The sequence below is a fragment of the Pseudorhodoferax sp. LjRoot39 genome (assembly GCF_964253035.1).
GTDB lineage: Bacteria > Pseudomonadota > Gammaproteobacteria > Burkholderiales > Burkholderiaceae_C > Pseudorhodoferax.
Map to the genome: position 1 here is coordinate 199,262 of NZ_CAXUQL020000001.1, position 22,911 is coordinate 222,172.

The 22,911-nt window shown below is 70.8% G+C and carries 23 protein-coding genes; 15 read left to right on the forward strand and 8 right to left on the reverse strand.

All coding sequences use genetic code 11. The features are described from left to right. The first annotated feature begins 22 nt into the window (after positions 1-22). Both ACSQ4M_RS00965 and ACSQ4M_RS00970 read left to right on the forward strand, forming a co-directional pair. Positions 23-847, forward strand: a complete 825-nt coding sequence (locus ACSQ4M_RS00965; RefSeq protein WP_436193947.1) for a formate dehydrogenase accessory sulfurtransferase FdhD — start codon at positions 23-25, stop codon at positions 845-847. Positions 848-883: 36 nt separating this feature from the next. Continuing rightward, the gene (locus tag ACSQ4M_RS00970) at positions 884-2,362 is read left to right on the forward strand and encodes an ABC transporter permease (RefSeq protein ID WP_436187814.1); all 1,479 of its coding nucleotides are present in this window, start codon (positions 884-886) and stop codon (positions 2,360-2,362) included. A 6-nt stretch (positions 2,363-2,368) separates the two neighbouring features. On the opposite strand, the gene ACSQ4M_RS00975 is transcribed toward ACSQ4M_RS00970, so the two are convergent. Continuing rightward, positions 2,369-3,046, reverse strand: a complete 678-nt coding sequence (locus ACSQ4M_RS00975; protein ID WP_436187815.1) for a hemerythrin domain-containing protein — start codon at positions 3,044-3,046, stop codon at positions 2,369-2,371. Positions 3,047-3,235: 189 nt separating this feature from the next. On the opposite strand from ACSQ4M_RS00975, the gene ACSQ4M_RS00980 reads away from it, so the two are divergent. The 4 genes from ACSQ4M_RS00980 to ACSQ4M_RS00995 all read left to right on the forward strand — a co-directional run bounded on the left by ACSQ4M_RS00980 (position 3,236) and on the right by ACSQ4M_RS00995 (position 8,484). Then, complete coding sequence (locus ACSQ4M_RS00980) at positions 3,236-3,772, forward strand: c-type cytochrome (protein WP_436187816.1); 537 nt, start codon at positions 3,236-3,238, stop codon at positions 3,770-3,772. Positions 3,773-3,830: 58 nt separating this feature from the next. Further along, positions 3,831-6,449: a LuxR C-terminal-related transcriptional regulator gene (locus ACSQ4M_RS00985; protein ID WP_436187817.1), complete on the forward strand. Its 2,619-nt coding sequence runs from the start codon at positions 3,831-3,833 to the stop codon at positions 6,447-6,449. 275 nt (positions 6,450-6,724) lie between these two features. Further along, on the forward strand, positions 6,725-7,105 hold the full coding sequence (locus ACSQ4M_RS00990; RefSeq protein ID WP_436187818.1) for a helix-turn-helix transcriptional regulator: 381 nt from the start codon (positions 6,725-6,727) through the stop codon (positions 7,103-7,105). Positions 7,106-7,107: 2 nt separating this feature from the next. Continuing rightward, positions 7,108-8,484: a type II toxin-antitoxin system HipA family toxin gene (locus ACSQ4M_RS00995; protein WP_436187819.1), complete on the forward strand. Its 1,377-nt coding sequence runs from the start codon at positions 7,108-7,110 to the stop codon at positions 8,482-8,484. A gap of 75 nt (positions 8,485-8,559) precedes the next feature. On the opposite strand, the gene glmS is transcribed toward ACSQ4M_RS00995, so the two are convergent. Continuing rightward, on the reverse strand, positions 8,560-10,461 hold the full coding sequence (glmS, locus tag ACSQ4M_RS01000; RefSeq protein WP_436187820.1) for a glutamine--fructose-6-phosphate transaminase (isomerizing): 1,902 nt from the start codon (positions 10,459-10,461) through the stop codon (positions 8,560-8,562). Positions 10,462-10,594: 133 nt separating this feature from the next. Between glmS and ACSQ4M_RS01005 the strand changes: the two genes are divergently transcribed. Next, positions 10,595-11,086: an Lrp/AsnC family transcriptional regulator gene (locus ACSQ4M_RS01005; protein WP_436187821.1), complete on the forward strand. Its 492-nt coding sequence runs from the start codon at positions 10,595-10,597 to the stop codon at positions 11,084-11,086. Here ACSQ4M_RS01005 and ACSQ4M_RS01010 read toward each other — a convergent pair. Continuing rightward, positions 11,037-11,804 carry a sensor histidine kinase gene (locus ACSQ4M_RS01010; protein WP_436187822.1) on the reverse strand — a complete coding sequence of 256 codons (768 nt, stop codon included), beginning with the start codon at positions 11,802-11,804 and terminating at the stop codon, positions 11,037-11,039. The two genes, ACSQ4M_RS01005 and ACSQ4M_RS01010, sit on opposite strands and share 50 nt — an antisense overlap. Beyond that, positions 11,801-13,210 (reverse strand): bifunctional UDP-N-acetylglucosamine diphosphorylase/glucosamine-1-phosphate N-acetyltransferase GlmU, encoded by a 1,410-nt coding sequence (gene glmU / locus ACSQ4M_RS01015; protein ID WP_436187823.1) that lies wholly within the window; start codon positions 13,208-13,210, stop codon positions 11,801-11,803. The genes ACSQ4M_RS01010 and glmU overlap by 4 nt, the downstream gene beginning before the upstream one ends. Between glmU and ACSQ4M_RS01020 the strand changes: the two genes are divergently transcribed. After that, positions 13,209-14,090: a DUF6279 family lipoprotein gene (locus ACSQ4M_RS01020; RefSeq protein WP_436187824.1), complete on the forward strand. Its 882-nt coding sequence runs from the start codon at positions 13,209-13,211 to the stop codon at positions 14,088-14,090. The genes glmU and ACSQ4M_RS01020 overlap by 2 nt on opposite strands. A gap of 4 nt (positions 14,091-14,094) precedes the next feature. Here the strand turns inward: ACSQ4M_RS01020 and ACSQ4M_RS01025 are convergent, their stop codons facing one another. Both ACSQ4M_RS01025 and ACSQ4M_RS01030 read right to left on the reverse strand, forming a co-directional pair. Continuing rightward, complete coding sequence (locus ACSQ4M_RS01025; RefSeq protein WP_056661142.1) at positions 14,095-14,331, reverse strand: hypothetical protein; 237 nt, start codon at positions 14,329-14,331, stop codon at positions 14,095-14,097. A gap of 122 nt (positions 14,332-14,453) precedes the next feature. Then, a complete protein-coding gene (locus ACSQ4M_RS01030) occupies positions 14,454-15,185 on the reverse strand; it encodes a Crp/Fnr family transcriptional regulator (protein WP_436187825.1) in 732 nt (243 codons plus the stop codon). A 101-nt stretch (positions 15,186-15,286) separates the two neighbouring features. Here ACSQ4M_RS01030 and ACSQ4M_RS01035 point away from each other — a divergent pair, with 101 nt between their 5' ends. The 3 genes from ACSQ4M_RS01035 (at position 15,287) to ACSQ4M_RS01045 (ending at position 17,542) form a co-directional block, all read left to right on the forward strand. Further along, positions 15,287-15,949: a Crp/Fnr family transcriptional regulator gene (locus tag ACSQ4M_RS01035; protein ID WP_436187826.1), complete on the forward strand. Its 663-nt coding sequence runs from the start codon at positions 15,287-15,289 to the stop codon at positions 15,947-15,949. A gap of 151 nt (positions 15,950-16,100) precedes the next feature. Beyond that, entirely contained in the window at positions 16,101-16,775 is a 675-nt protein-coding gene (locus tag ACSQ4M_RS01040) for a helix-turn-helix transcriptional regulator (RefSeq protein WP_436187827.1), read from the forward strand. A 107-nt stretch (positions 16,776-16,882) separates the two neighbouring features. Next, positions 16,883-17,542: a Crp/Fnr family transcriptional regulator gene (locus tag ACSQ4M_RS01045; protein WP_056661471.1), complete on the forward strand. Its 660-nt coding sequence runs from the start codon at positions 16,883-16,885 to the stop codon at positions 17,540-17,542. 9 nt (positions 17,543-17,551) lie between these two features. On the opposite strand, the gene ACSQ4M_RS01050 is transcribed toward ACSQ4M_RS01045, so the two are convergent. Beyond that, a complete protein-coding gene (locus ACSQ4M_RS01050) occupies positions 17,552-18,040 on the reverse strand; it encodes a DUF2917 domain-containing protein (RefSeq protein WP_436187828.1) in 489 nt (162 codons plus the stop codon). A 108-nt stretch (positions 18,041-18,148) separates the two neighbouring features. Between ACSQ4M_RS01050 and ACSQ4M_RS01055 the strand changes: the two genes are divergently transcribed. Then, a complete protein-coding gene (locus ACSQ4M_RS01055) occupies positions 18,149-19,144 on the forward strand; it encodes a LysR substrate-binding domain-containing protein (RefSeq protein ID WP_436187829.1) in 996 nt (331 codons plus the stop codon). A 15-nt stretch (positions 19,145-19,159) separates the two neighbouring features. On the opposite strand, the gene ACSQ4M_RS01060 is transcribed toward ACSQ4M_RS01055, so the two are convergent. Beyond that, positions 19,160-19,762 carry a 5-formyltetrahydrofolate cyclo-ligase gene (locus ACSQ4M_RS01060; protein WP_436187830.1) on the reverse strand — a complete coding sequence of 201 codons (603 nt, stop codon included), beginning with the start codon at positions 19,760-19,762 and terminating at the stop codon, positions 19,160-19,162. 11 nt (positions 19,763-19,773) lie between these two features. On the opposite strand from ACSQ4M_RS01060, the gene ACSQ4M_RS01065 reads away from it, so the two are divergent. The 3 genes from ACSQ4M_RS01065 to ACSQ4M_RS01075 all read left to right on the forward strand — a co-directional run bounded on the left by ACSQ4M_RS01065 (position 19,774) and on the right by ACSQ4M_RS01075 (position 22,841). After that, complete coding sequence (locus tag ACSQ4M_RS01065; protein WP_436187831.1) at positions 19,774-21,765, forward strand: transglycosylase SLT domain-containing protein; 1,992 nt, start codon at positions 19,774-19,776, stop codon at positions 21,763-21,765. A 15-nt stretch (positions 21,766-21,780) separates the two neighbouring features. Further along, complete coding sequence (locus tag ACSQ4M_RS01070; RefSeq protein ID WP_436187832.1) at positions 21,781-22,305, forward strand: MgtC/SapB family protein; 525 nt, start codon at positions 21,781-21,783, stop codon at positions 22,303-22,305. 140 nt (positions 22,306-22,445) lie between these two features. After that, on the forward strand, positions 22,446-22,841 hold the full coding sequence (locus ACSQ4M_RS01075; RefSeq protein WP_436187833.1) for a hypothetical protein: 396 nt from the start codon (positions 22,446-22,448) through the stop codon (positions 22,839-22,841). Positions 22,842-22,911 lie beyond the last annotated feature (70 nt).

Sequence of the window (22,911 nt, forward strand, 5' to 3'; positions counted from 1 at the left end):
CCCCTTGCCCGGCGCGCCCCGCATGACGCAGGCGGGCGCGCCGCTGCTGCGCAGCATCGAGATCCTCGACCAGCACGGCGAACGCCGCGCCATCGAGATCCCGGCCGAACGGCCGCTGACCGTGTTTGTCGACAAGCGCGAGCTCGTGACGCTGATGACGCTGGGCGCCCAGCCCGAACTGCTGGTGCTGGGCTACCTGCTCAACCAGCGGCTCATCGCCGGGCTTGGCGACGTGCAGTCCATCAGCGTGGACTGGGAGGTGGATGCCGCCGCCGTCCGCACGCGCGCGGGGCTGGCCGACCTCGAAGCGCGCACTGCCCACCGCATCGTCACCACGGGCTGCGGCCAGGGCACGGTGTTCGGCGAGGCCATGGGCGCGCTCGACGGCCTGCAGCTGCCCGACGCACAGGCCGCGCGCATCACCCAGCGCCAGCTCTACGCGCTGCTGGACAGCCTGAAGCAGCGCGACACCGTGCACCGCCGGGCCGGCTCGGTGCACGGCTGTGCGCTGTTCCAGGGTGGCCGCATGCTGGTCTTCGCCGAGGACGTGGGCCGCCACAACGCCATCGACACCATCGCCGGCTGGATGCTGGTGCATGGCGTGGGCGGCGCCGACAAGGTCTTCTTCACCACCGGCCGGCTGACCAGCGAGATGGTGATCAAGGCCGCGCAGATGGGCGTGCCCATCGTGGTCTCGCGCAACGGCGTGACGGCCATGGGCCACGACCTGGCCACGCGGCTGGGCATGTGCCTGTTCGGCCGTGCGGCCAACCGGCACTTCCTGTGCTACACAGGCCTGGAACGCTTCGACGCCGAGCCGCAGACAGCCGGCCCCGCCCCGGCCTGAGCGGCCGCGCGGCGGCGCCGACAATGCAGCCCCGCGATGCACACCCTCACCGACAGCTGGGCGCTGGCCTGGCAACTCGTCCTGAACGCCGACCCCGAGCTGCTGGGCATCACGGCGCTGTCGCTGCGCATCAGTGGCACGGCCACGGCTGTGGGCGCGCTGGCCGGCCTGTTGCTGGGCGCCTGGCTCGCGGTGGCGCGCTTTCCGGGGCAGGGGCTGCTGGTCTGGCTGCTCAACACGCTGCTGGCCCTGCCGGCGGTGGTGGTGGGCCTGCTGGTCTACCTGCTGCTGTCACGCTCGGGGCCGCTGGGCGCGCTCGGCATCCTCTTCACGCCGACCGCCATGGTGGTGGCGCAGAGCGTGCTCGTCACGCCCTTGATCGCAGCCCTCACGCGCCGGCTCGTGCTGGCGGCGCTGGCCGAGGGTGGCGAGCAACTGCGCGCGTTGGGCGCGCGGCCCTTCGCCGCGGCGCTGCTGATGCTGGTGCACGACCGGCTGGGCGTGGCCACCGTGCTGCTGACGGCCTTCGCCCGCGCCATCGCCGAGGTCGGCGCGGTGATGATCGTGGGCGGCAACATCGCCGGCGTCACGCGCGTGATGACCACCACCATCGCGCTGGAGACCAGCAAGGGCGACCTGGGGCTGGCGCTGGCGCTGGGCTGCGTGCTGCTGGCCGTGGTGGGCGCCGTCAACGGCGCCATCGGCCTGCTGCACTGGCTGGGCAGCCGGGTGCCGCCGGGGCCCGCGCCGCAGCCCGCACCAGCCATGGCCGCGCACCGGCAGGCGGCACCCGCGGCGGCGGCCGCGCCGCTCATCGTGGCCGAGCAGCTCGCGGTCCGCTTCGGCCCGGTGCTGGCGCTGGACGACATCTCGCTCACGCTGCAGCGCGGCGACCGCCTCGTGCTGGTGGGCGCCAACGGCTCGGGCAAGACCACCTTGCTGCAGGCGCTGCACGGCCTGCTGCCCAGCGCGGGCCGCTGCACGCGCCTGGCGCTGCAGCCCGAGGGCCGCCTGCCGCGCACCGCCATGGTGTTCCAGCGGCCATTCGTGCTGCGCCTGTCGGTCTGGCGCAATGTCTGGGTCGGCCTGTGGCTGGCCGGGGTGCCCGCGGCCGAGCGCCACGCGCGCTGCCATGCAGCGCTGGCGCGCGTCGGTCTGCTCGCGCAGGCCCACCGGCCGGCACAGACGTTGTCGGGCGGCCAGCAGCAGCGCCTGGGGCTGGCGCGGGCCTGGAGCCTGCAGCCCGACATCCTGTTCCTGGACGAACCCACCGCCAGCCTGGACCCGGGCGCGCAGCGCGAGATCGAAGCCCTGGTGCAGGCCCTCGCCGCCGACGGCGTCACGCTCGTGATGAGCACCCACCACCTGGGCCAGGCCCGGCGCCTGGCCACGCGCGTGGCCTACCTGCAGGACGGGCGGCTGGTCGCCCTGCGCGGCGTGGCGCAGTTCTTCGACGGCGAACCGCTGCCGCCGCCGGCCGCGCAGTTCCTGCTGGGCGAGCTGGGCTGGCGCTGAAGCGGCTCAGGCCGCGAGGGCCGCGGGCATGGGCTTCGGCGCCAGTGCCTGGCACAGCTTGGTCCAGTCCTGGTCGTCCAGCAGCGCACGGGCCTGCGCCAGCACGGGCGGACGGGCTTCGGGCGGCAAGCCGCCGACCAGCTGCGCCCGCTCGGCGGGACTGAACGCGCGCAGCATCCAGTGCAGCCACTGGCCCATCTCCTGCGGCCCGATGCTGGCGAGGATCCGGCCTTCGATGGCCGCCAGTTCGGCGTCGCTGTAGGCGGCCCACAGGGTCTGGTTGTGGCGCGTCTCCTCCACATCCATGTGCTCGAAGTTCTCGGCGACGAAGGCGGCCAGTTGGCGGTACAGGCGGTGGGCCACCGCCGGTTCGGGCGCTGCGCGCAGCGCCGCGGCCTGCCCGCGCAGCGCGGCGATCGCGTCCAGGTGCTCGCGGTGCTCGACCGCGATGCGGCCGCTGGCGCCGGCGCTGCGCGCCTCGATGGCTGGGTGGATGAAATCGTTCTCGTGCCGCAGGTGGGCGCAGGCGCCATCGAGCAGCGCGTCGAGCCGGGCCAGGCCGGCGGCCAGGTCCTGGGCGTCGTCCAGGTCCATCCGGCCCAGGGCTTGCAGCGTGTCGGTCATGAACAGGCGCAAAGCCTTGTGGATGGGAGCGTAGATGTTGTAGCGGGCAGGGGTGTGCATGGTGTGGCGAAGCCGTGGTGGAGAAGGCGCCAGTGTTGCGGCCGGCGGCGTTGCCGGCATCGCCCCGACGGGCCATCGCCACGGGGGCGCGGCATGGCTCCTTGCGGGCCATGGCCGTGGCCCGTTCGGCCGATGGCCGCGGCGCGCGCGGCCGGCACAGTGGTGTTCCCACCCTCCGGAGTACCGACGATGCAAGCCTTGTTCCTCCTGCTGCCCCTGTGCACCGCTTTGGCCGCGCAGGCGGCCGGCCCCGCACCCCGCGACCGCATCGAGCGCGGCCGCTACCTCGTGAACACCAGCGGCTGCGCGGACTGCCACACGCCGCTGAAGATGGGCCCGCGCGGCCCCGTGCCAGACAGCGCGCGCAGCTTCGCCGGGCATCCCGAAGGCCTGGCCCTGCCGCCCGCGCCCGCGCTGCCGCCAGGACCCTGGCAGGTCGTGGCATCGGCCACGAACACGGCCTGGTCCGGCCCCTGGGGCACCAGCTTCACGGCCAACCTGACGCCCGACCCCGACACCGGCCTGGGCCGCTGGACCGCGCAGGACTTCGTGCAGACCCTGCGCACCGGCCGCCACCTGGGCCGTGGCCGGCCCGTGCTGCCGCCCATGCCCGCCGCCTACGGCCAGATGCGCGATGCCGACCTGCAGGCCATGTTCGCCTACCTGCAGTCGCTGCCCCCCGTGCGCAACCGCGTGCCCGCCCCGCTGCCGCCGCCGCCACGCTGAGCGCCGGCCGCGCGCCGGGCCGGGCCTTCCTAGAATCGGCCGGCCCACCGCCCCGCGCATGGACCTCCGAACACCCACCGCCCCGGCCAGCAAGTACCGCATCCCGCGCCCGCGGCGCGATGCCGTGCCACGCCCGGCGCTGCTGGCGCGCACGCTGGAGCGTGCCGCCGACGCCAGGCTGGTGCTGGTGCAGGCGCCGGCCGGCTTCGGCAAGACCACGCTGCTCGTGCAGCTGGCCGCCGCGCTGGTTGCCACGCCTGGCGCCGAGGTGGTCTGGGTCTCGCTCGATGCCGAGGACAACGACGCCAACCGCCTGTTCGCCGCGCTGTTCGGCGCGCTCGCAGCACTGGATCTGCCCTGGACTGTGCCCCCGGCCACGGTGCTGGCCCAGCTGCAGGACGCCAGCCCCGCCGCGCGCACCGCACTCGGCGCCCTGCTCGACGCGCTGGGCGGCCGGCCGCAGGCCCGCATCGCCATCGTGCTGGACGATCTGCACCATGTCAGCGACACGGCCGCGCTGCAGCTGCTGGACACCTTGATCGCCCGCGCACCGCCCGAGCTGTGCGTGCTCATCGGCAGCCGCGTCGCACCGCCCCTGTCGCTCGCGCGGTGGCGCGCTGGTGGCGAGCTCGTGGAGCTCGGCTTGGAGGACCTGCAGTTCGACCTGGATGCCGCCCAGGCGCTGTGCCGGCTGCACGGCCTGCAAGCCCCTTCCGACGAGGCGCTGCAGGCCGCGCTGGCGCGCACCCACGGCTGGGTCGCCGGCCTGCACCTGGTGCTGGGCAGCGCGCGCCAGGGCCGCGGCATGCCTGCGCTGGTGGGCCCGGCCGCCCACCGCCATCTGTTCGACTACTTCGCGCAGGAAGTGCTGGCCGCGCTGCCACCGCCCTTGCAACAGTTCCTGCTCTACGGCAGCGTGCTGCCCGAGTTGAGCCCGGCGCTGTGCCAGGCCGTCACCGGCCGCGGCGATGCCCGGGCCGTGCTGGACGATCTGTTCGACCGCCAGCTGTTCCTGAGTGCGCTGGACGAGACCGTGCCGGTGCTGCGCCTGCACGACCTGTTCCGCGACTTCCTGCGCGGCGAACTCGACCGCCGCGCCCCCGGCCTGGCCGCCGAACTGCACGCCCGCGCCGCCGCGGCCGAGACCCGGGCCGAGCGGGCCGTGCCGCACTGGCTGGCCGCCGGCCGCTGGCCCGAGGCCCTGGCCGCGCTGCGCCAGATGGCCGAGGGGCTGCTGGCCGTGGGCGGCACCCACCGCCTCGAACGCTGGCTGGAACAACTGCCGCCGGACTGGCGCGAGACACAGGCCGATGCGGCCCTGCTGCGCGGCCTGTGCGCCTGGTCGCGCTGGGACTGGGTGCTGGCACGCGACGAGTTCCAGCGCAGCCACGACGCCTTTGCACGGCAGGGCCAGCCGCGCGACCGCTGCGTGGCACTGGGCATGCTGGGCGCCTGCCACAACGCGCTGGGCGACCTGGAGCGGGCCGGCCAGGTGCTGGCCACGGCGGCCGATGCGCCGCTGCCCGCGGCGCTGCAGGTGGCCTTCGACTCGCTGGCCGCCTGGCACGGCGTGGCGCGCGGCGATGGTGCGGCCGTGGTGGCCGGCCTGGCCGCGATGGCGGACAACGCGGCGCTGGCACCAGCGGCGCGCTACCCCAACATCGTAGACATGAGCTATGGCCACTTCATCGGCCTGCCCGGCACGCGGCCGCTCATGGAGCGGCTGCGCCGGCTCTGCCAGGACGAAGTCCAGGTGCCGGCGCTGGACGCCTGGCTGGCCTTCTGGCATGGCGCCCCTGCCCCGGCCCGGGCGGCGCTGGAGGGCCTGCTGCAACTGCAGCGCCAGCTGCCCGGCGACGTGATGCTGGGCATCAGTGCGCTGCACCTGCACAGCCTGCAGCTCGCCGTGCAAGGCCAGGCCGCCGAGGCCCTGGCCGTGATCGCACCCGTGGGCGACCGCATGACGCCGGGCTTCAGCCAGGGCTGGCGGCGCACCTATGTTCACGTGCAGGCCCGCATCCATTGGCGCGGCGAGGATGCCGATGGCCTGGCCGCGCTGCTGCCGGTGCTGTCCCGGCCGCGCTCGCTGCGCGAATGGCCGGTGCTGGACACCGGCGCCGCGTTGGTGCAGGGCCAGCATGCGTTGCTGCGCGGCGACCTGCCGGCGGCCAGCGCCCTGCTGGAGCAGGCCGTGGTGCTGCAGCGCGGCGGGCGGTTGCCGGCCTTCATGGGCGACGCGCGTTGTGCGCTGGCCATGTGCCGCGCCGCCCAGGGCGCGCTGGATGCCGCGGCCGCGGCGCTGGACGAGGTGCTGGCCGAGGCCGTCGACGACGCGGGCCTGGGCTTGCTGCTGGAGCCCCCCGGCCGTCTACAGGCGCTGTGGCAGGCCGTGGGCCCGCGCCTGCGCTGCCCGGCCAGTGCGCAGGCCGCACTGCGCCGCCGCCTCGCGGCCTGGCAGGTGCAGGGCGCGCCCGGCACCGCGGTGCCGCCGGACGACCCGTTGTCGGCACGCGAGCGCGAGGTGCTGGCCCTGCTGGCCGAGGGCCAGAGCAACAAGCTCATCGCCCGCGCGCTGGAACTGAGCCAGCACACCGTCAAGCGCCACGTGGCCAACATCCTGACCAAGCTGGCGCTGGACAGCCGCACGCAGGCGGCGGCTTACTGGCACCGGCGCTGAGCCGGGCGCGTGCCCGCCCAGCACAACGGCCCGCCACGGCAACCCTTCCAGACGCGACAGTGGCCATCGACTGCGGCCTCACAATTAATGACTGCAATATCAGTCCCTAAATATCATAAGGATTGGTTTTGCAGACACAATGAATTCGAAGATCGCCAAGAGGTTGCGCTCAATTAATGACCTCATTCACAGTCTTTAATAAACTTAAGAACTTTGATTACAAACATTAGAAAAGACAAGCGCACATGTCTGCTCTGACGTTTGGACCGGCCGCCATGAAATACGACGAAACGCTGCGCACCCCTTCATCGCGCTTGCAGGAAGCCCAGGATGTGGGACGCAAGTTGCAGGAACTTCGCATCGCGCATGGGTTCACCCAAAGCGATGTGGCCGCGCGCGCGGGCATCTCCCGGTCAACTGCGGTGCTGATCGAGCAAGGCGACGAGAGCCGAACCCTGGCCCAGGTCCTTCGGTACCTGCACGCCATCGAGTCCCCCCTGACATTGGCGGGGCTGCTGAGGGGCGAGTCGGGCGCCGTGCGCAACATGGCCACCAACGCCAGGACAAAGCGCGTCCGCGTGCGCAGTTCCAGCGCGCGGAAAGCCAACCCTGGTCCGGCTTCCTCGTCCAGCGACGCCGACAAATACGACTTCTGAACATGCGCAATCCCTACGCTAAGCCTCCCGCGAGCGTCACCGTCTTCGCGCACCTGGCAGGAGTCGACGGGAAAAATGGCTTCGTCCCGGCGGGACTGCTCGAAGACGTCGGCACGAAGGCGCCAACGTTCGCGTATGGCCGCCGGTATGTCGAGCGGCCTGCTGCGATCGAGCTTGATCCGGTCGCCCTGCCCCTTGCCAACGAGACGGGCGGCGTCAAGCGGTTCCCCCTGCCGGGGCACGAAGAATTCGGAGGACTGCGCGATGCCGCGCCGGATGCCTGGGGACGCCGCGTCATCGAAAACAAGCTCAAGGCAGGGAGCGGTGTGCTCCCCGAGGTGGCCTATCTGCTGGAAGCGGGCGTGGACCGCGTGGGAGCGCTGGACGTTCGCCTGGACCGCAATGCGCCGGCCAAGGCCTCGGCGGTCGGCGAAGTGAGCGTAGAGCGACTGCTGGAGGCGGCCGACCGCATCGAGAACGACGAACCTGTTGGCGAAGACCTGGCCAGTTGCTTCGAAGGCCTGGGCACCGCGGGCGGGGCGCGTCCCAAAGCTTCCGTCCGTGATGGTGCCGGCGTGCTGTGGCTGGCCAAGTTCCCCTCCAGAACCGACCGCGTGTGCAATGCGGTGCTGGAAGCCGGCACTCTGGAGCTTGCCCGCGCTGCCGGCCTGCGGGTGCCCCCTGTGGATGTGAGAACCGTCGCTGGCGCCCGCATCCTTTTCATCCGGCGCTTCGACCGCTACTGGGCCGAACCTGGTGCAACGCCTCGGGCCGGCCAGGAAAGCTGGGAGCTCTCGCCGAAGACGGAAAACGGCCCGGAAGTCGAAGGCCGCATCGGCTTTTGTTCAGCCATGACCCTCATGGGCATCGATGAGTTTCAAGCCCGCACAGGCTCCTACCAAGCCCTGGCAGAGCAGATGCGCGCGCGCATGGCAGCGGCATTCATCGAACGCGACCTTCGAGAGCTGTTCAAGCGCCAGGCCTTGAACATATTTGCCAACAACAACGACGACCATCTGCGCAACCACGCCTTTGTCTTCGACGTGGCAGCCAAGGGTTGGCGGTTGAGTCCTCTGTACGACGTGCTGCCGATGAACACCGTGGCGCACGACCGCTACCTGCACCTGGAGCTCGGGGACCAGGGCAGGCTCGCAACCCTGGACAACCTGATGACGCGCTGGCAGATGTACTTCTCCGCCCGCAGCGACGCCGTTCGCGCCATCCACGAGGTCTGGGTTGTGGCCCGAGGGTGGAAGGAATACTTCGAGCGCTTCAATCCGTCGGCCTCGGACATGCAGTACCTTGAGGGCGCGTTCAGGCGCCTGGAAGATTTCGCCACGCCGGGACTGGCAAAGGAACTGCGGTCCTTCGTTGGTTGAGCCGCGGGGGAGTCGGCCGATGCGTGTGACGACAGCATTGCGCATGCTGCCGCTTGTTGTTGTTCCCGCCCGCCCCTACTCCACCGTCACCGACTTCGCCAGGTTCCGCGGCTTGTCCACATCCGTCCCGCGCGCGCACGCCGTGTGGTAGGCCAGCAGCTGCAGCGGCACCACGTGCAGCAGCGGCGAGAGTTCGCCGTAGTGCTCGGGCATGCGGATCACGTGGATGCCTTCCCCGCTCTCGATGTGCGTGTCGCCGTCGGCAAGCACGTACAGCACGCCGCCGCGCGCACGCACCTCCTGCATGTTGCTCTTGAGCTTCTCCAGTAGCTGGTCGTTGGGCGCCACGGTGACCACCGGCATGGTGCTGGTGACCAGCGCCAGCGGCCCGTGCTTGAGCTCGCCGGCAGCGTAGGCCTCGGCGTGGATGTAGGTGATCTCCTTGAGCTTGAGCGCGCCTTCCAGCGCCACCGGGTAGTGCAGGCCGCGGCCCAGGAACAGCGCGTTCTCCATCTTCGCGAAGTCCTCCGACCAGGTAATGATCTGCGGCTCCAGCGCCAGCACGGACTGCAGCGCCACGGGCAGGTGGCGCATGGCCTTGAGGTGGCGCTGCTCGGCCTCCTCGGTCAGCCGGCCCTTGGCCTGGGCCAGCGCCAGCGTCAGCAGGAACAGGCCGGCCAGCTGGGTGGTGAAGGCCTTGGTCGAGGCCACGCCGACCTCGACACCGGCGCGCGTGATGTAGGCCAGCTTGCACTCGCGCACCATGGCGCTGGTGGCCACGTTGCAGACCGTCAGCGTGTGCTCCATGCCCAGGCTTTGCGCATGGCGCAGCGCGGCCAGCGTGTCGGCGGTCTCGCCGCTCTGGCTGATGGTGACGACCAGCGTGCGCGGATCGGGCACCGACTCGCGGTAGCGGTACTCGCTGGCGATCTCGACCTGGGTCGGAATCTTCGCGATGCCCTCCAGCCAGTACTTGGCGGTGCAGCCGCTGTAGTAGCTGGTGCCGCAGGCCAGGATCAGCACTCGGTCGATTTCCTTGAACACACGGTGCGCGCTGGCGCTCACACCCTCTTCGTCGGGCTGGCCATCGAACAGCTCGGGCGCGACGCCCACCAGGCCTTCCAGCGTGTCGGCGATCGCGCGCGGCTGCTCGAAGATTTCCTTCTGCATGTAGTGCCGGTAGGGGCCCAGCTCGGCCGCGCCGCTGTGCGCCTGCACGGTCTTGACGGGGCGGGTCACGCTCTTGTGCGCCTTGTCGACGATCCAGTACTTGCCCAGCTGCAGGTCGACCACGTCGCCCTCGGCCAGGTAGACGATCTGGTCGGTCACGCCGGCCAGGGCCATGGCGTCGCTGGCCAGGAAGTGCTCGCCGCCGTCCTTGCCCACGCCCAGGATCAGCGGGGAGCCGGCACGCGCGCCGACCACGCGGTGCGGCTCGTCCTTGGCGAACACGGCGATCGCGTACGCGCCGCGCAGCTGGCGCACGGCGGCTTTGACGGCTTCGAACACGTCGCCGTCGTACAGGCTGTCGACCAGGTGGGCGATGACCTCGGTATCGGTCTGGCTGTGGAACACATAGCCCTTGGACCTCAAAGCCACGCGCAGCTCGTCGTGGTTCTCGATGATGCCGTTGTGCACCAGCGCGATGCGGCCCGGCCGCTCAGCCGCATCGACGCCCGGACCATGGCTGAAGTGCGGATGGGCGTTGTGCACGGCCGGCGCGCCGTGCGTGGCCCAGCGCGTGTGGGCGATGCCGGTGCCGCCCTCGATGTGCTCGGCCTGCACCTGGGCCATGAGTTCGGCCACGCGCGCCGTGCTGCGGGCCCGCTGCAGCCCGCCGCCTTCGGCCGGCCCCAGGCTGGCGGCATGGATGGCGACGCCGCAGCTGTCATAGCCCCGGTACTCCAGCCGCTGCAGACCCTGGACCAGGATGGGAACGATGTTGCGCTTGGACACTGCGCCGACGATGCCGCACATAGAGTTCTCCTGTGAATGAGCGGGCGGATGCTAGGCGATGGCAAGCGTTCTTTTTGTTCGATTTTTCACGGGTTTCGAAACATTGTTTCCCCACACCTGAGAGAAGGAAGAAAATTTCGTTCATGATCCAAAAATGGAATCTTTGGAAATCGATGCCACCGATCTGCGGCTGCTGGACCAGTTGCAGCGCGATGCCTCGTTGAGCAATCTGGCGCTGGCCGAGCTCGTGCATGTGTCGCCGCCCACCTGCCTGCGCCGCGTCAAGCGGCTGGTCGATGCAGGACTGGTGGAACGCCAGGTGGCCATCCTGTCGCCCGACCGGCTGGCGCCGGTGCTGGGCCACGGGCTGACCGCCCTGGTGGAGATCACGCTGGACCGCCAGGGCGCCGAGCAACTGGCCGCCTTCGAGCAGCGCGTGGTGGCCGACGACGCCGTGCAGCAGTGCTACCGCGTCTCGCCCGGGCCGGACTTCTGCCTGGTGGTGCACGCGCGCGACATGCCGGACTACCTGGCGCTGGCCGAGCGGCTGTTCACGGCCGACGCCAACGTGCGCAACGTGAAGGCCTTCTTCAGCCTCAAGCGGGCGAAGTTCCAGACCCTGTTGCCGCTGCCTGGGGCAAGGTGAGCCAGACCGTGCAGCCCTGGCCGGGCGCGGCCTCGGCGCGCACGCTGCCGCCATGGCGGCGCACGACCTGCTGCACCAGCGCCAGGCCCATGCCCAAACCTTCGAAGCGCGCCCCGTGCAGGCGTGCAAAGGGCTGGAACAGGCGCGTGGCCTGGGCCGGCGGGAAACCGGCACCGTTGTCGCGCACGCGCAGTTGCACACCTCCGTCGGGCAGCACCGCGCCATCGACCTGGATGCAGGGCTCGACCGCAGGGCGCGTGAACTTGAGCGCATTGGCCAGCAGCGCGGCCAGCGCCTGGCGCAGCTGCGCCACGTCGCCCGGCACGGGCGGCAGGCCGGGCGCGATCTCCCAACGGATGGCGCGCGCACGGTCGGCCTCGGGCAAGGCGGCCTCGGCCGCGCGGCGGGCTTCGGCCACCAGCAGGGCGCCATCGGTCAGGCCCGGCTGCAATGGCGCGCCCGACAGCCGCACCAGCGCCAGCACGGCGTCCATCATCTCGCCGAGCTGGCGCGAGGAGCGGTCCAGCTGGGCCAGCGCGGGGGCAAGATCCTCGCCGGACGCCGCCATCTCGCGCAGCACTTCGCCATAGGCCAGCACATGGCGCACCGGCGCGCGCAGGTCGTGCGAGACCATGCGCGCCATGTCCTCGGCATCGGCCTGGGCCGCGCCCAGCTGCGCGCGCAACGCCTGCAGTTCGCTGGGGCCGTCTGCGCTCACTTCGCCTTCTTCGCGGGGCGCGTCCAGTTCGGGATGCTGACCTGGCGGCCGCGCGCCACGCTCAATGCACCGGCCGGGGCGTCCTTGGTGATGGTGGAGCCGCCGCCCACGGTGCCGCCGGCGCCGATGGTGACGGGCGCAACCAGCACGCAGTTGCTGCCCACGTGCACGTCGGCCTCGATCACGGTGCGGTGCTTGTTGGCGCCGTCGTAGTTGGCGGTGATGCTGCCGGCACCGTAGTTCACGCGCTCGCCCACGGTGGCATCGCCCAGGTAGGCCAGGTGGTTGGCCTTGGCCCCCTTGGCCAGCGTGGAGTTCTTGACTTCGACGAAGTTGCCGATGTGCACCTCCTCGCCGAGCTTCGCGCCGGGGCGCAGCCGCGCGTAGGGGCCGACGATGGCGCCCGCGCCCACCTGCACCTGGCTGCCCGCGTCGGCGCCGCCTTCGATGTGGCAGAAGGCCTGGATCACGGTGCCGGCAGCGATCTGCGCGTTGGCAATCACGCAATGCGGGCCGATGCGCACGCCCTCGCCCAGGCGCACCTCGCCTTCGAACACGCAGCCGACATCGATCTCCACGTCGCCGCCGCACTCCAGCCGGCCGCGCACGTCCAGGCGCGCCGGATCGGCCAGGCGCACGCCCTGCTCCATGAGGCGCTGGGCATGGCGCAGCTGGTAGGCACGCTCGAGTTCGGCCAGCTGCACCGGGCTGTTGACGCCGTCGACCTGGATGCGGTCGGCCGTCTTGCTCGCCACCACCGGCACACCGTCGGCGACGGCCATCTGCACGATGTCGGTCAGGTAGTACTCGCCCTGCACGTTGTCGTTGGTCAGCCGCGCCAGCCAGCGCTTGAGCTGCGCCGTGGGCACGGTCATCACGCCGGTGTAGATCTCGCGGATGGCGCGCTGCGCGTCGGTGGCGTCCTTGTGCTCGACGATGCGCTGCACGGCATCGCCATCGCGCACGATGCGGCCGTAGCCCGTGGGATCGGGCATGTCCACCGTCAGCAGTGCCAGCCGCTCGCCAGCGCTGCTGGCGAGCAGCGCGCGCAGGGTGTCGGCCGCGATCAGCGGCACGTCGCCGTTGAGGATCAGCGTCACGCCATCGTCGGGCAGCAGCGGCACGGCCTGCTGTACGGCATGGCCCGTCCCCAACTGCGGTTCCTGTCTGACGCAATGCAGCGCCAGGGCGGCCTGGGCGGCGCCCGTCTGTTGGACGAAACTCTCCACCGTCGCAGCGCCATGGCCAGTGATGACGATGGTGCGCCGCGGCGCCAGTTGCGCCGCCGTATCCAGAACGTGCCCAAGCAGGGCACGGCCGGCCAGACGGTGCAACACTTTGGGGATGCTGCTCTTCATCCGCGTGCCCTTGCCCGCGGCCATGACCACCACATCGACGGATGCCATGCACTACCTCGCTTTCACTGGTTCCAATGCCGCGCGGATTATCGTGCTCGCCCTGGCCTGCCTGATGATGGGCTGCAGCTCGGTGCGGCTGGCCTACAACAACGTGCCCACCTTCGGCACCTGGTGGCTCAACAGCTACCTGGACTTCGACGATTCGCAGTCGACCCGGCTGCGCGAAGACCTGGCCAGCCTGCAGCAGTGGCACCGCACGCAGCTGCCCGAGATGGCCGGCCTGCTGCAACGCGCCCAGGCACTGGCCGGGCAGGAACACCTGCCAGCCTCGCAGGCCTGTGCGCTGGTGGACGACGTGCAACGCCAGCTGGCCGACATCAGCGCCCACTCGGAGCCCGGCGCGGCGCAACTGGTGCGCACCCTCACGCCGGCGCAACTGCAGCATCTGGACGCCAAGTACAACAAGACCAACGAAGACTTCCGCAAGGAGTGGCTGGACTTGAGCCCGGACAAGCTCCACGAGAAGCGCTACGACAAGGCACTGGACCGCGCCGAGCACTTCTACGGCCGGCTCAGCACCGAGCAGCGGGCGCTGCTGCGCCGCCAAGTCGATGCCTCCAGCTACGACCCGCGCAAGCTGCAGGCCGAGCGTTTGCGGCGCCAGCAAGACACCTTGCAGACGCTGCGCAGCGTGGCCGGCGAGCAGACCCCGACCGAGCAGGCAGAGCGTGCGCTGCGCGGCCTGTTCGCGCGCTACCGCCAGTCGCCCCAGGCCGACTACCGGGCCTATGCGCAGCGCCAGATCGAGGAGGGGTGCGAAGGCCTGGCGCTGCTGCACGACACCACCACGGCGGCGCAGCGCGAGAACGCCGTCAAGCGGCTGCAGGCCTACGAGAAGGATTTCCGCGCGCTGGCGGCGCAGCGCTGACGCGTCAGCGCTTGGCCAGGCGCAGCGCCGGGCGCGGCTGCGGCAGTTCCCCGCGCTGCCGGCTGCGCTCCAGGTAGGCCTGCAGGCTGGGCGGTACGTCGGGCACGCCCCAGGCATCGCCCTGTTGCGCCCGTGGTTGGAATTCGCCTGTGCCGTTGTCCTGTTGCTGCTGGCGGTTGTCGGGCGGCATGTGGCGGTGCTGCAGCCCGGCGGACACGGAATCGCGGAAATCCTGGTGCATGGCGGTCAAATCCTGGAGCGCCGCGTGCCCGGAACCGGGCATGTCGGCAAGAATGCACCAGCTTAGGGCGCATGCTGCGGCCCCTCCGTCGTCCACGGCTTGTTACAGGCGTCGGCGCCCTCCTACAGCAGCGGCAATTTCTCCAGTGGCTGGGCGGCGTAGTCGGCCAGCTGCGTCAGCGCGTGCGGGTTGCGCAGCAGCAGCCGTCCGTCCTCCAGGCTGTGCAGCCCCAGGGCCTGCAGGCGGCGCAGCGTGCGGTGCGTGTGCACCAGCGAAAGCCCCAGTGCGTCGGCCATGTGCTGCTGCGTCAGCGGGAAGGCGCAGCTGCCGTCTTCGGCGACCAGCCCCAGCCGCTGCAGGCGCTTGAACAGATGGATCAGCAGCACGGCCACCCGCTCCATTGCGCTGCGTCGGCCGGTGGTCAGCAGGTTCTCGTCCAGCATCTGTTCCTCGCGCGCGCAAAGCCAGGTCAGGTCGTAACCCAGGCGCGGCTGGGCGCGGTAGAGCTCCCACAGCCGCTTGCCCTGGAACACGCAGACCGAGGCCTCGGTCAAGGCCTCCACGCCGTAGGTGGCACCTTCCGAGAAGCGCTGCTGCAGGCCGAAGAAATCCCCCGGCAGCAGGAAGTTCAGGATCTGGCGCCGGCCATCGCTGAGTGTCTTGTAGCGGAACGCCCAGCCGGCGTAGAGCGTGTAGAGCCGGCCGCCATCGGCCTGCTCGCGGATCAGCACATGGCCCGCCGGCACGCGCTCGGTGGCGCTGCGCAGGTCTTCGATGAACCCGAGTTCGCTCGCCGCGAGTTGGTGGAAAGCGCCGCTGGCGCGCAGACCGCAGTGCGCACAGCGCTGGGGCATGGGAGGGGCGTCAGGCGGCGTCACGGGGCGCGAGTGTAGGGGCACCGCGCATGCTCCTACACTCGCACCGTCCCGGCACCCGGGACGATGGAGGTGCAGCGATGGGTTCCAGCCTGGATGCCGTGGCGCAAGCGTTCTGCGCCGATCCTGCCTACCCGCAGAGCGTGCGGGCGCTGGCCGCCTTGGGCACGCCGCGCCGCTATGGCAGCGGCGCCAAGCTGCTGCACGAAACCGACCGCGGCGACACGCTGTTCGTCGTCATGCAGGGCCAGGTGCGCGCCTACGGTCACGACCCGCAGGAACGCGAGATCACCTTCGGCTACGTCGGCGCGGGCGACTATTTCGGCGAGATGGCGCTGGATGGCGGCCCCCGCTCGGCCACCGTGGAGGCGCTGGAGCCCACCGTCTGCGCGCTGATCACGCGCGACGCACTGCTGGCCTACATCGGACGCCAACCCAGCTTCGCGCTGGAACTGCTGGCCAAGGTGACACGGCGTGCGCGCATGGCCACCAACAGCGCGCGCAACCTGGCCTTCATCGACGTCTACAGCCGCCTGGCCAAGGTGCTCGGTGGCGTCGCCCGGCCCGAGGGCGACGGCCGCGCCGTGCTGCCCGAGGACCTGAGCCTGCAGGAGATCGCCCAGCGCGTCGGGTGCACCCGCGAGATGCTCAACCGCATCCTCAGGGACCTGCAAGGGGCCGGCTACCTGGAGCGGCTGGACGGCCGGCTGGTGCTGCGCACGCCCCTGCCGTCGCGCTGGTAGTCCCGAAACTGACCCGCTTTTTGCAAGAATTCGCTCCAATTTGTGTGCATACGTCACAAACCACCTGTGGGTTCCACACGGCGTTGCGCCAGGCCTGCCACCTAAGCTTCGCACCGGCCTCGCCCATGCCGCGGGGAACAAGGAAGCTGCCATGTTGGAAGGTTCAACGTCTGTCCACACCGAGGCTGCCTGGGACATCGGCAGCGTCATCGCTGCCACGCCGCGGCGATTCCTTTCCGATGCCACGACGATGCTGCGCTGCATCATCGAACACGTGGATTACGGGCTCGCATTGATCTCGATCGGTTCGCGCCGCTTGCACCTGGCCAACTCGGCCGCCCTGCTGGCGATGAGCGCCGACAGCAACCACAGCAGTGGCCTGTCGGTGGTGGCCGGCGAGCTCTGCGCGCTGACGCCGGTGGGCGAGCGCGCCCTCGAACGCAGCCTCACGCTGGCCCGCACCGGCGTGCGCGACCTGCTGACCGCCAACAAGGGCCCGGGCCGCACCACGGTGGCCGTGGTGCCACTGGCCGGCCCCGAGGACGACGGCCAGGCCCTGCTGATCTTCTCCAAGCCGCGCCTGTGCGACGCCACCACGCTGGCGCTGTTTGCCCGCTCCTGCGACCTCACAGCCGCCGAAAGCAACGTGCTGGCCGCCGTCTGCGAAGGCAAGCGGCCACACGAGGTGGCCCGCCAGCATGGCGTGCAGGTCTCCACGGTGCGCAGCCAGCTGCTGTCGATCCGCCAGAAGACGCGCAGCGGCTCCATCCGCGAGCTCGTGCAGACCGTCTCGCTGCTGCCGCCGATGGCACGCCACCTGGCCTGACCCTGCCGGGCCCCGTCGCGCCCGCGCGCGCGGCGCCGGGATGCATGGCTTAGACTGGCGCGAACACGCCACACCAGCGCCGCCGCCACGCGGCACGTCGAGCCATGATGTCCGAGTTGAGTGCACAGACCGACGCGTTCAGTTCCAACGCCGCCCCGTCCAGCCCCTTGCGCCGCCTTGCCGCCCTCGGCGACGTGCGGCATTACCGCAAGGGCACCATCCTGATCCATGAGTCGGACCATGGCGACACGCTCTTCGTCGTCATGGAAGGCCGCGTCAAGGTCTTCAGCACCGATTCCAACGGCCGCGAGATCACGCTGGGCGTGATCGTCGCCGGCGACTACTTCGGCGAGATGGCGCTGGATGGCGGGCCGCGCTCGGCGAGCGTGATCACGCTGGAGCCGGCCGTGTGCTCGCTGGTGTCGCGCGCCACCTTGCTGGCCTTCATCGGCCAGGAGCCTGGCTTTGCGCTGGACCTGCTGGGCAAGGTGATCCGGCGCGCGCGATCGGCCACCAACGCCGTGCGCAACCTGGCCTTCACCGATGTCTACGGCCGCATCACGCAGCTGCTGACGGAACTGGCCGAACCCCAGCCCGACGGCACCGCGCTGATGCGCGAGCGCATGACGCAGCAGGACATCGCCAGCCGCGTCGGCTGCAGCCGGGAGATGGTCAGCCGCATCATGAAAGACCTGGAGGCCGGCGGCTATGTCGGCGTGCGCGACCGGCGCATCGCCTTGCTGGCGAAGCTGCCGGCGCGTTGGTAGGCCTGGCGCTCAGGACTGCTGCTGCATGCTGCCGCGCGCCGGCGGCAGCACCAGGCCGACCAGGCCCAGCGCCAGCCGTGCCAGCGCGGCGCCGGCCTGGCCCAGGGCCAGCCCGAGGTCGCGCACCGGCTGGGCCACGGCCTGCTGCCAGCGGCCGGACTGCAGGGCACGGCCGACTGCGCGGGCCTGGGTCTGCGGCAGCGGATCCCAGGCGAAGTAGGCTGCAGCCCCACGCTCGGCACCCGAGGATTCGAGCACCACGCGCTGCCCCGCCTGCACCACCATCCCCCGCCCAGGGACCAGGAACAGGTCACCTGAGGCCTGGATGTCGGTGCGCAGCATGTCCATGGTGACCCAGACACGCCCGTGCGCAATGCGCAGCACGCCCGCGCTGGACGGGGTCAGGCTCAGGGCCTGGCCGGCGTCGAGCTTCCAGCAGCCCGGGAGGGCGGCGGCGGACGAGGATTGATGCGTACTTTGCGTGGCTTGGGTGAACATGGCGGGCTCCTGAGTTCGGTGCTTGGGAAGGAATGATCGTCGCCAGCCCCTTGGCGGTCCAATGAAATCGGGCTAGGCTATTGATTCGCCGAGCGCATCAATCACCCCATGCAGCACTCCCAGACCCATCTGCGCACCCGGCCCATCGCGGCCGGCACCCTGCGCGCCTTCCTGGCCGTGGCACGCCACCTGAACTTCCGCGTCGCGGCGGAGGAGCTGGCGCTCACCCAGTCCGCCGTGAGCCGGCAGATCCAGAGCCTGGAGGAAGAGGTCGGCGTGCCCCTGTTCCTGCGTCACACGCGCGCCGTGGAGCTCACGGGCGCTGGCGCGCAGCTGCTGGCCGCCGCCGCACCGGCATTGGAGCGGCTGGACGGCGCCGTGCGCCAGATCCGCCAGAGCGCCGGGCGGCGCAGCGTCTCGCTGACGACCTTCGCCTCGTTCGCCTCAATGTGGCTGATCCCGCGCCTCGAAGCCTTCCAGCGCGACCATCCGGACATCGACATCCGCATCGACGCCACCGACGCCGTGGTCGACCTGGACATCTCCGATGTGGACATGTCGCTGCGCTACGGCCACTTCGCCAACATGCCGGCCGACGGCCGCCGCCTGTTCGGCGAACAGCTGACGCCGGTGGCCAGCCCCTGGCTGCTCAAGAGCGGCGTGCGCCTGCACCAACCCGAAGACCTGGCCCAGTTCACGCTGATCGAGGCCGGCGATGCCCACTACACGCACCTGCAGTGGCTGACCTGGCAGCGCTGGATCGAATTGCAGTTGCCGGCCGCCAGCGCCCGCAAGTTCCAGCCCCAGCGCTGGCTCTACTTCAACTATGCCTACCAGATGGTGCAGGCCGCGCTGGCCGGCCAGGGCCTGGTACTGGCGCGCTTGCCCCTGGTGGCCGAAAGCATGGCCAATGGCGACCTGGTCGAGGTACTGCCCGACCGGCGCATGGACTCGCCGATGACCTACTGGCTCAAGCTGGCGCCCCGCAGCGAGGCCCGGCCCGAGGTTCGGGCCTTCTGCGACTGGCTCATGGACCAGGCGGCGCTCACGCGTGCGGCCGTCGGCGACGCGCCCGACCCCGACACGGTGGACGACATCGATTGACCCGGCCGCGGCCGGCTACTTGATCGGCCAGACCACGCCGTGGTCGTTCAGGATGGCGTCCAGCGGCACGTCGTGCGGCTCGGGCTCGAAGTCGTCCAGGAAGCCCGTGCCGAAGCCCAGGCCCACCGTCAGCGGCTTGGGCTGCAGCGTGGCCAGCGTGCGGTCGTAGAAGCCGCCGCCATAGCCCAGCCGGTAGCCGCCCGCCGCATAGCCCACGCAGGGCACGAACAGCAGCGTGGGCACCACCACCTCGGTGCCCTTGGGCTTGGGAATGCCGTAGGCGTCTTCTTCCATCGGGCAGCCGGGGTACCAGGCGTGGAAGGTCAGCGTCTTGTGCACCTTGTCCACCACGGGCAGGCCGATGCGCTTGCGCGTCGCCTCGCCCTGCAGCTCACCGTCTTCCTTCCAGCGGTGCAGCGCCGGCAGCGGATCGAACTCGCCCTTGATCGGCCAGTAGGCGCCGATCACCGTGTCGGCCCGGCCGACCAGCCAGATGCGCATGACCTGCTGCAGGGCCCGCGCACGCTCCATGCGGTCGGGCAAGGCCAGGCGCGCTTCCAACAGTGCGGTGCGCAAGGCTTTGCGTTCGCGCGCCTTGTCCTCGGCCGATTTCTCCATAATCCTCCCCCATGCAAGTACGGGCCATTCTGACATCGATCGTTCTCATGGCCGGCCTGGGTGCGGCCCTGCCCAGCCCGGCCCAGACCCCTGCCGACCAGCTGATCCTGGACATGCAGCAGGCCGCGCGGCGCGGCGACAAGGCACGCCTGGCCAGCCTGCTGCCGCAGGTGCGTGGCCACGTGCTGGAACCCTGGGCGGCCTACTGGGAAGCCCGCAGCCGGTTGGAGGACTTCACGAGCGCCGACATGCAGGCCTTCAGCGCCCGCTACGCCGGCAGCTACCAGGAAGACCGGTTGCGCAACGACTGGCTGCTCTTGCTGGGCCAGCGCCGCGACTGGAGCACTTTCGCCGCCGAGCACCCGCAGTTCCGCATGGGCGACGACCGCCAGGTGCGCTGCTACGCCCTGCTGGTCGACCAGCTGCGCAGCAACCAACCCGCCTCGCAGGTGGCGGCCGACGACGTGCGCCGCCTGTGGCTGGCCCAGCGCGACGCCGACGACGGCTGCACCCAGGCGGCAGACCGCCTCTACGCCACCCGCCGCCTGCCGGCCGAGGACGTCTGGCGCAAGGCCCGCCTGTCGGCCGAGGCCAACCGCGGCCGCGCCACGCGCGACGCCGTGCAGATCGTCGCGCCCGAGGTGCTGGACCAGGTCGGCCAGCTGCTCGACAGTCCGGTGCGCTACCTGGCCGGCCGCAGCGTGGCCGCCTCCAAGCTGCGCCGCGAACTCATCACGCTGGCCCTGGTCAAGCTGGCCGCCTCCGACCCCGAGCAGGCCGCCGCGGCACTGGACAGCAAGTGGAGCGTGCAGCTCTCGGCCGAGGAGCGCAACTGGCTCTGGGGCACGATCGGCAAGCAGGCCGCGATCCGCCGCTCGCCCACGACCTGGGAGTACTTCAGCAAGGTCCAGCGCGACACCGACCTGCACGACGAAATGCTGGTCTGGAAGGCCCGCACCGCGCTGCGCGAAGGCCAGTGGAAGGCCCTGACCACCACCATCCAGGCCATGGGCGACGAGAGCCGCCTGGACCCGACCTGGATCTACTGGCGCGCCCGCGCGTTGCAGAAGATCGGCAATGAAGCCGACCGCGCCGAGGCGCTGCAGCTGTACGAAAGCATCGCTGGCGTGCGCGGCTTCTACGAGCAGCTGGCGCTGGAGGAACTCGGCCGCAAGATCGAGGTGCCGCCCGCGCCGCCACCGCCCACGCCCGACGAGAAGGCCCTGGCCCGCAGCAACCCCAGCCTGCAGCGCGCGCTCTACGCCATCGGCATGGGCTTGCGCAGCGAAGGCGTGCGCGAGTGGAACTACGCCACCAACCTGCACAGCCCGGGCGGCATGGCCGAGCGCGACCTGCTGGCCGCTGCCGATCTCGCCTGCGAGCGCGAGGTCTGGGACCGCTGCATCAACACCAGCGAGCGCACGCGCCAGGCCATCGACTTCAGCCAGCGCTTCCCGATGCCGATGCAGGATTCGGTGGTGCCGCGCAGCCGCGCAATCAATCTCGACCCGGCCTTCGTCTATGGCCTGATCCGCCAGGAGTCGCGCTTCATCCTCGACGTGCGCTCGCACGTGGGTGCCTCCGGCCTCATGCAGGTGATGCCGGCCACGGCGCGCTGGACGGCCCGCAAGATCGGCCTGACCGACTTCCAGCCGGGCCAGATCAACGACCGCGAGACCAACATCGCCATCGGTACCGGCTACCTCAAACTCGTGCTGGACGATTTCTCTGGTTCCATGCCCATGGCCGCGGCCGCCTACAACGCCGGCCCGGGCCGGCCGCGCGTGTGGCGCGGCCAGGCCGGCAGCCCGACGCTGGAAGCCGCCATCTGGGCCGAGAACATCCCGTTCAACGAGACGCGCGACTACGTCAAGAAGGTGGTCTCCAACGCCACCAACTACGCCGCCATCCTGACCGGCCAGCCGCAGTCGCTGAAGGCGCGCATGGGCAGCGTGGGCCCGCTGGCCACCGGCGCGCCCGACCCGAGCAAGGAACTGCCGTAAGCGGCTGAGGACGCGATGGACAACGCCCTGGCCCGCATCGGCGCCACCGTCGCCGAGGAATTCTCCGACCTGCGCAGCCTGGAGGACGCCACGCGCATCGTGCTGCGCCTGGCCCTGGCCGCCCTGCTCGGCGGCCTGCTGGGCATCGAGCGCGAAGCCAAGGGCAAGGCCGCTGGCGTGCGCACCCACATGCTGGTGGCCATGGGCGCCGCCATGTTCGTGCTGGCCTCGCAGCAATTCGACATCGGCGCGGCCGACATGAGCCGGGTGCTGCAGGGCGTGATCGCCGGCGTTGGCTTCCTGGGCGCCGGCACCATCCTGAAGGGCGACGCCGAAACCCAGGTCAAGGGCCTGACCACGGCGGCCGGCATCTGGATGACGGCCGCCATCGGCGTGGCGGCAGGCCTGGGCAAGGAGAGCACGGCCATCCTCGCCACGCTGCTGACGCTGGCCATCATGGCCTCGCTGCCGCTGTTCGCGCGGCTGTTCGAGCACAAGGGCGGTGCGCCACAGCGCACCTCCACGCCGCCGGACCACTGACCCGGAGCCATCCCGACAGGCTGGCTTCATCGTCGAGCCCCACCGCAGCACCACCGCCCCATTGACCTTGCCCCCATGGCAAGGTTTAGCATCGCGGGCAATTCATGCATCGACGGGATTTCCGCCCGTCGCCCAAGCCCGTGAAACTGCTGCGCATCTGGCTGCTCGTGCTGCTCGCCGTGTTGCTCCCCGTCCGGGGTGCGATGGCGGCGGCCATGGCCTGTCCGCCGCCCGCGAGCGCTCCGGTGCAGCAGCTCGGCGCGGATGCCGGCGGCCATGGGCACGGCAACCATGGGCATGACGAGGCTGGGCATGCCCAAGGCGCCGACAACGCAGCGGCCGACCATGCGCATGCGGCCGGCCCCGCCGACAAGTGCAACATGTGTTCGGCGTCGTGCGCCACGCCGCCGGTGCCGAGCGCGGCGCGGGGCCTCGCCACCCCGCTCGATCTGGCCTCAGCCTCCTTCCCCGATCTCCGGGCCCCGGCGCCGACCTTCCAGTCGGACGGCCAGGACCGCCCCCCACGAACCATCTGACCCTTCGAGGCCTCCGCCAGAGGCCTGATGGGGCTCGTGCGTCCGCTTCGTGGACGCGTGAGCGTCTGCC

What these genes read in the sequence shown, in the direction of transcription:
- ACSQ4M_RS00965 (WP_436193947.1), top strand. Translation starts at nt 23, where the DNA reads ATGACGCAGGCGGGCGCGCCGCTGCTGCGCAGCATCGAGATCCTCGAC.
- ACSQ4M_RS00970 (WP_436187814.1), top strand. Translation starts at nt 884, where the DNA reads ATGCACACCCTCACCGACAGCTGGGCGCTGGCCTGGCAACTCGTCCTG.
- ACSQ4M_RS00975 (WP_436187815.1), bottom strand. Translation starts at nt 3,046, where the DNA reads ATGCACACCCCTGCCCGCTACAACATCTACGCTCCCATCCACAAGGCT.
- ACSQ4M_RS00980 (WP_436187816.1), top strand. Translation starts at nt 3,236, where the DNA reads ATGCAAGCCTTGTTCCTCCTGCTGCCCCTGTGCACCGCTTTGGCCGCG.
- ACSQ4M_RS00985 (WP_436187817.1), top strand. Translation starts at nt 3,831, where the DNA reads ATGGACCTCCGAACACCCACCGCCCCGGCCAGCAAGTACCGCATCCCG.
- ACSQ4M_RS00990 (WP_436187818.1), top strand. Translation starts at nt 6,725, where the DNA reads ATGAAATACGACGAAACGCTGCGCACCCCTTCATCGCGCTTGCAGGAA.
- ACSQ4M_RS00995 (WP_436187819.1), top strand. Translation starts at nt 7,108, where the DNA reads ATGCGCAATCCCTACGCTAAGCCTCCCGCGAGCGTCACCGTCTTCGCG.
- glmS (WP_436187820.1), bottom strand. Translation starts at nt 10,461, where the DNA reads ATGTGCGGCATCGTCGGCGCAGTGTCCAAGCGCAACATCGTTCCCATC.
- ACSQ4M_RS01005 (WP_436187821.1), top strand. Translation starts at nt 10,595, where the DNA reads ATGGAATCTTTGGAAATCGATGCCACCGATCTGCGGCTGCTGGACCAG.
- ACSQ4M_RS01020 (WP_436187824.1), top strand. Translation starts at nt 13,209, where the DNA reads ATGCACTACCTCGCTTTCACTGGTTCCAATGCCGCGCGGATTATCGTG.
- glmU (WP_436187823.1), bottom strand. Translation starts at nt 13,210, where the DNA reads ATGGCATCCGTCGATGTGGTGGTCATGGCCGCGGGCAAGGGCACGCGG.
- ACSQ4M_RS01025 (WP_056661142.1), bottom strand. Translation starts at nt 14,331, where the DNA reads ATGCACCAGGATTTCCGCGATTCCGTGTCCGCCGGGCTGCAGCACCGC.
- ACSQ4M_RS01030 (WP_436187825.1), bottom strand. Translation starts at nt 15,185, where the DNA reads ATGCCCCAGCGCTGTGCGCACTGCGGTCTGCGCGCCAGCGGCGCTTTC.
- ACSQ4M_RS01035 (WP_436187826.1), top strand. Translation starts at nt 15,287, where the DNA reads ATGGGTTCCAGCCTGGATGCCGTGGCGCAAGCGTTCTGCGCCGATCCT.
- ACSQ4M_RS01040 (WP_436187827.1), top strand. Translation starts at nt 16,101, where the DNA reads ATGTTGGAAGGTTCAACGTCTGTCCACACCGAGGCTGCCTGGGACATC.
- ACSQ4M_RS01045 (WP_056661471.1), top strand. Translation starts at nt 16,883, where the DNA reads ATGTCCGAGTTGAGTGCACAGACCGACGCGTTCAGTTCCAACGCCGCC.
- ACSQ4M_RS01050 (WP_436187828.1), bottom strand. Translation starts at nt 18,040, where the DNA reads ATGTTCACCCAAGCCACGCAAAGTACGCATCAATCCTCGTCCGCCGCC.
- ACSQ4M_RS01055 (WP_436187829.1), top strand. Translation starts at nt 18,149, where the DNA reads ATGCAGCACTCCCAGACCCATCTGCGCACCCGGCCCATCGCGGCCGGC.
- ACSQ4M_RS01060 (WP_436187830.1), bottom strand. Translation starts at nt 19,762, where the DNA reads ATGGAGAAATCGGCCGAGGACAAGGCGCGCGAACGCAAAGCCTTGCGC.
- ACSQ4M_RS01065 (WP_436187831.1), top strand. Translation starts at nt 19,774, where the DNA reads ATGCAAGTACGGGCCATTCTGACATCGATCGTTCTCATGGCCGGCCTG.
- ACSQ4M_RS01070 (WP_436187832.1), top strand. Translation starts at nt 21,781, where the DNA reads ATGGACAACGCCCTGGCCCGCATCGGCGCCACCGTCGCCGAGGAATTC.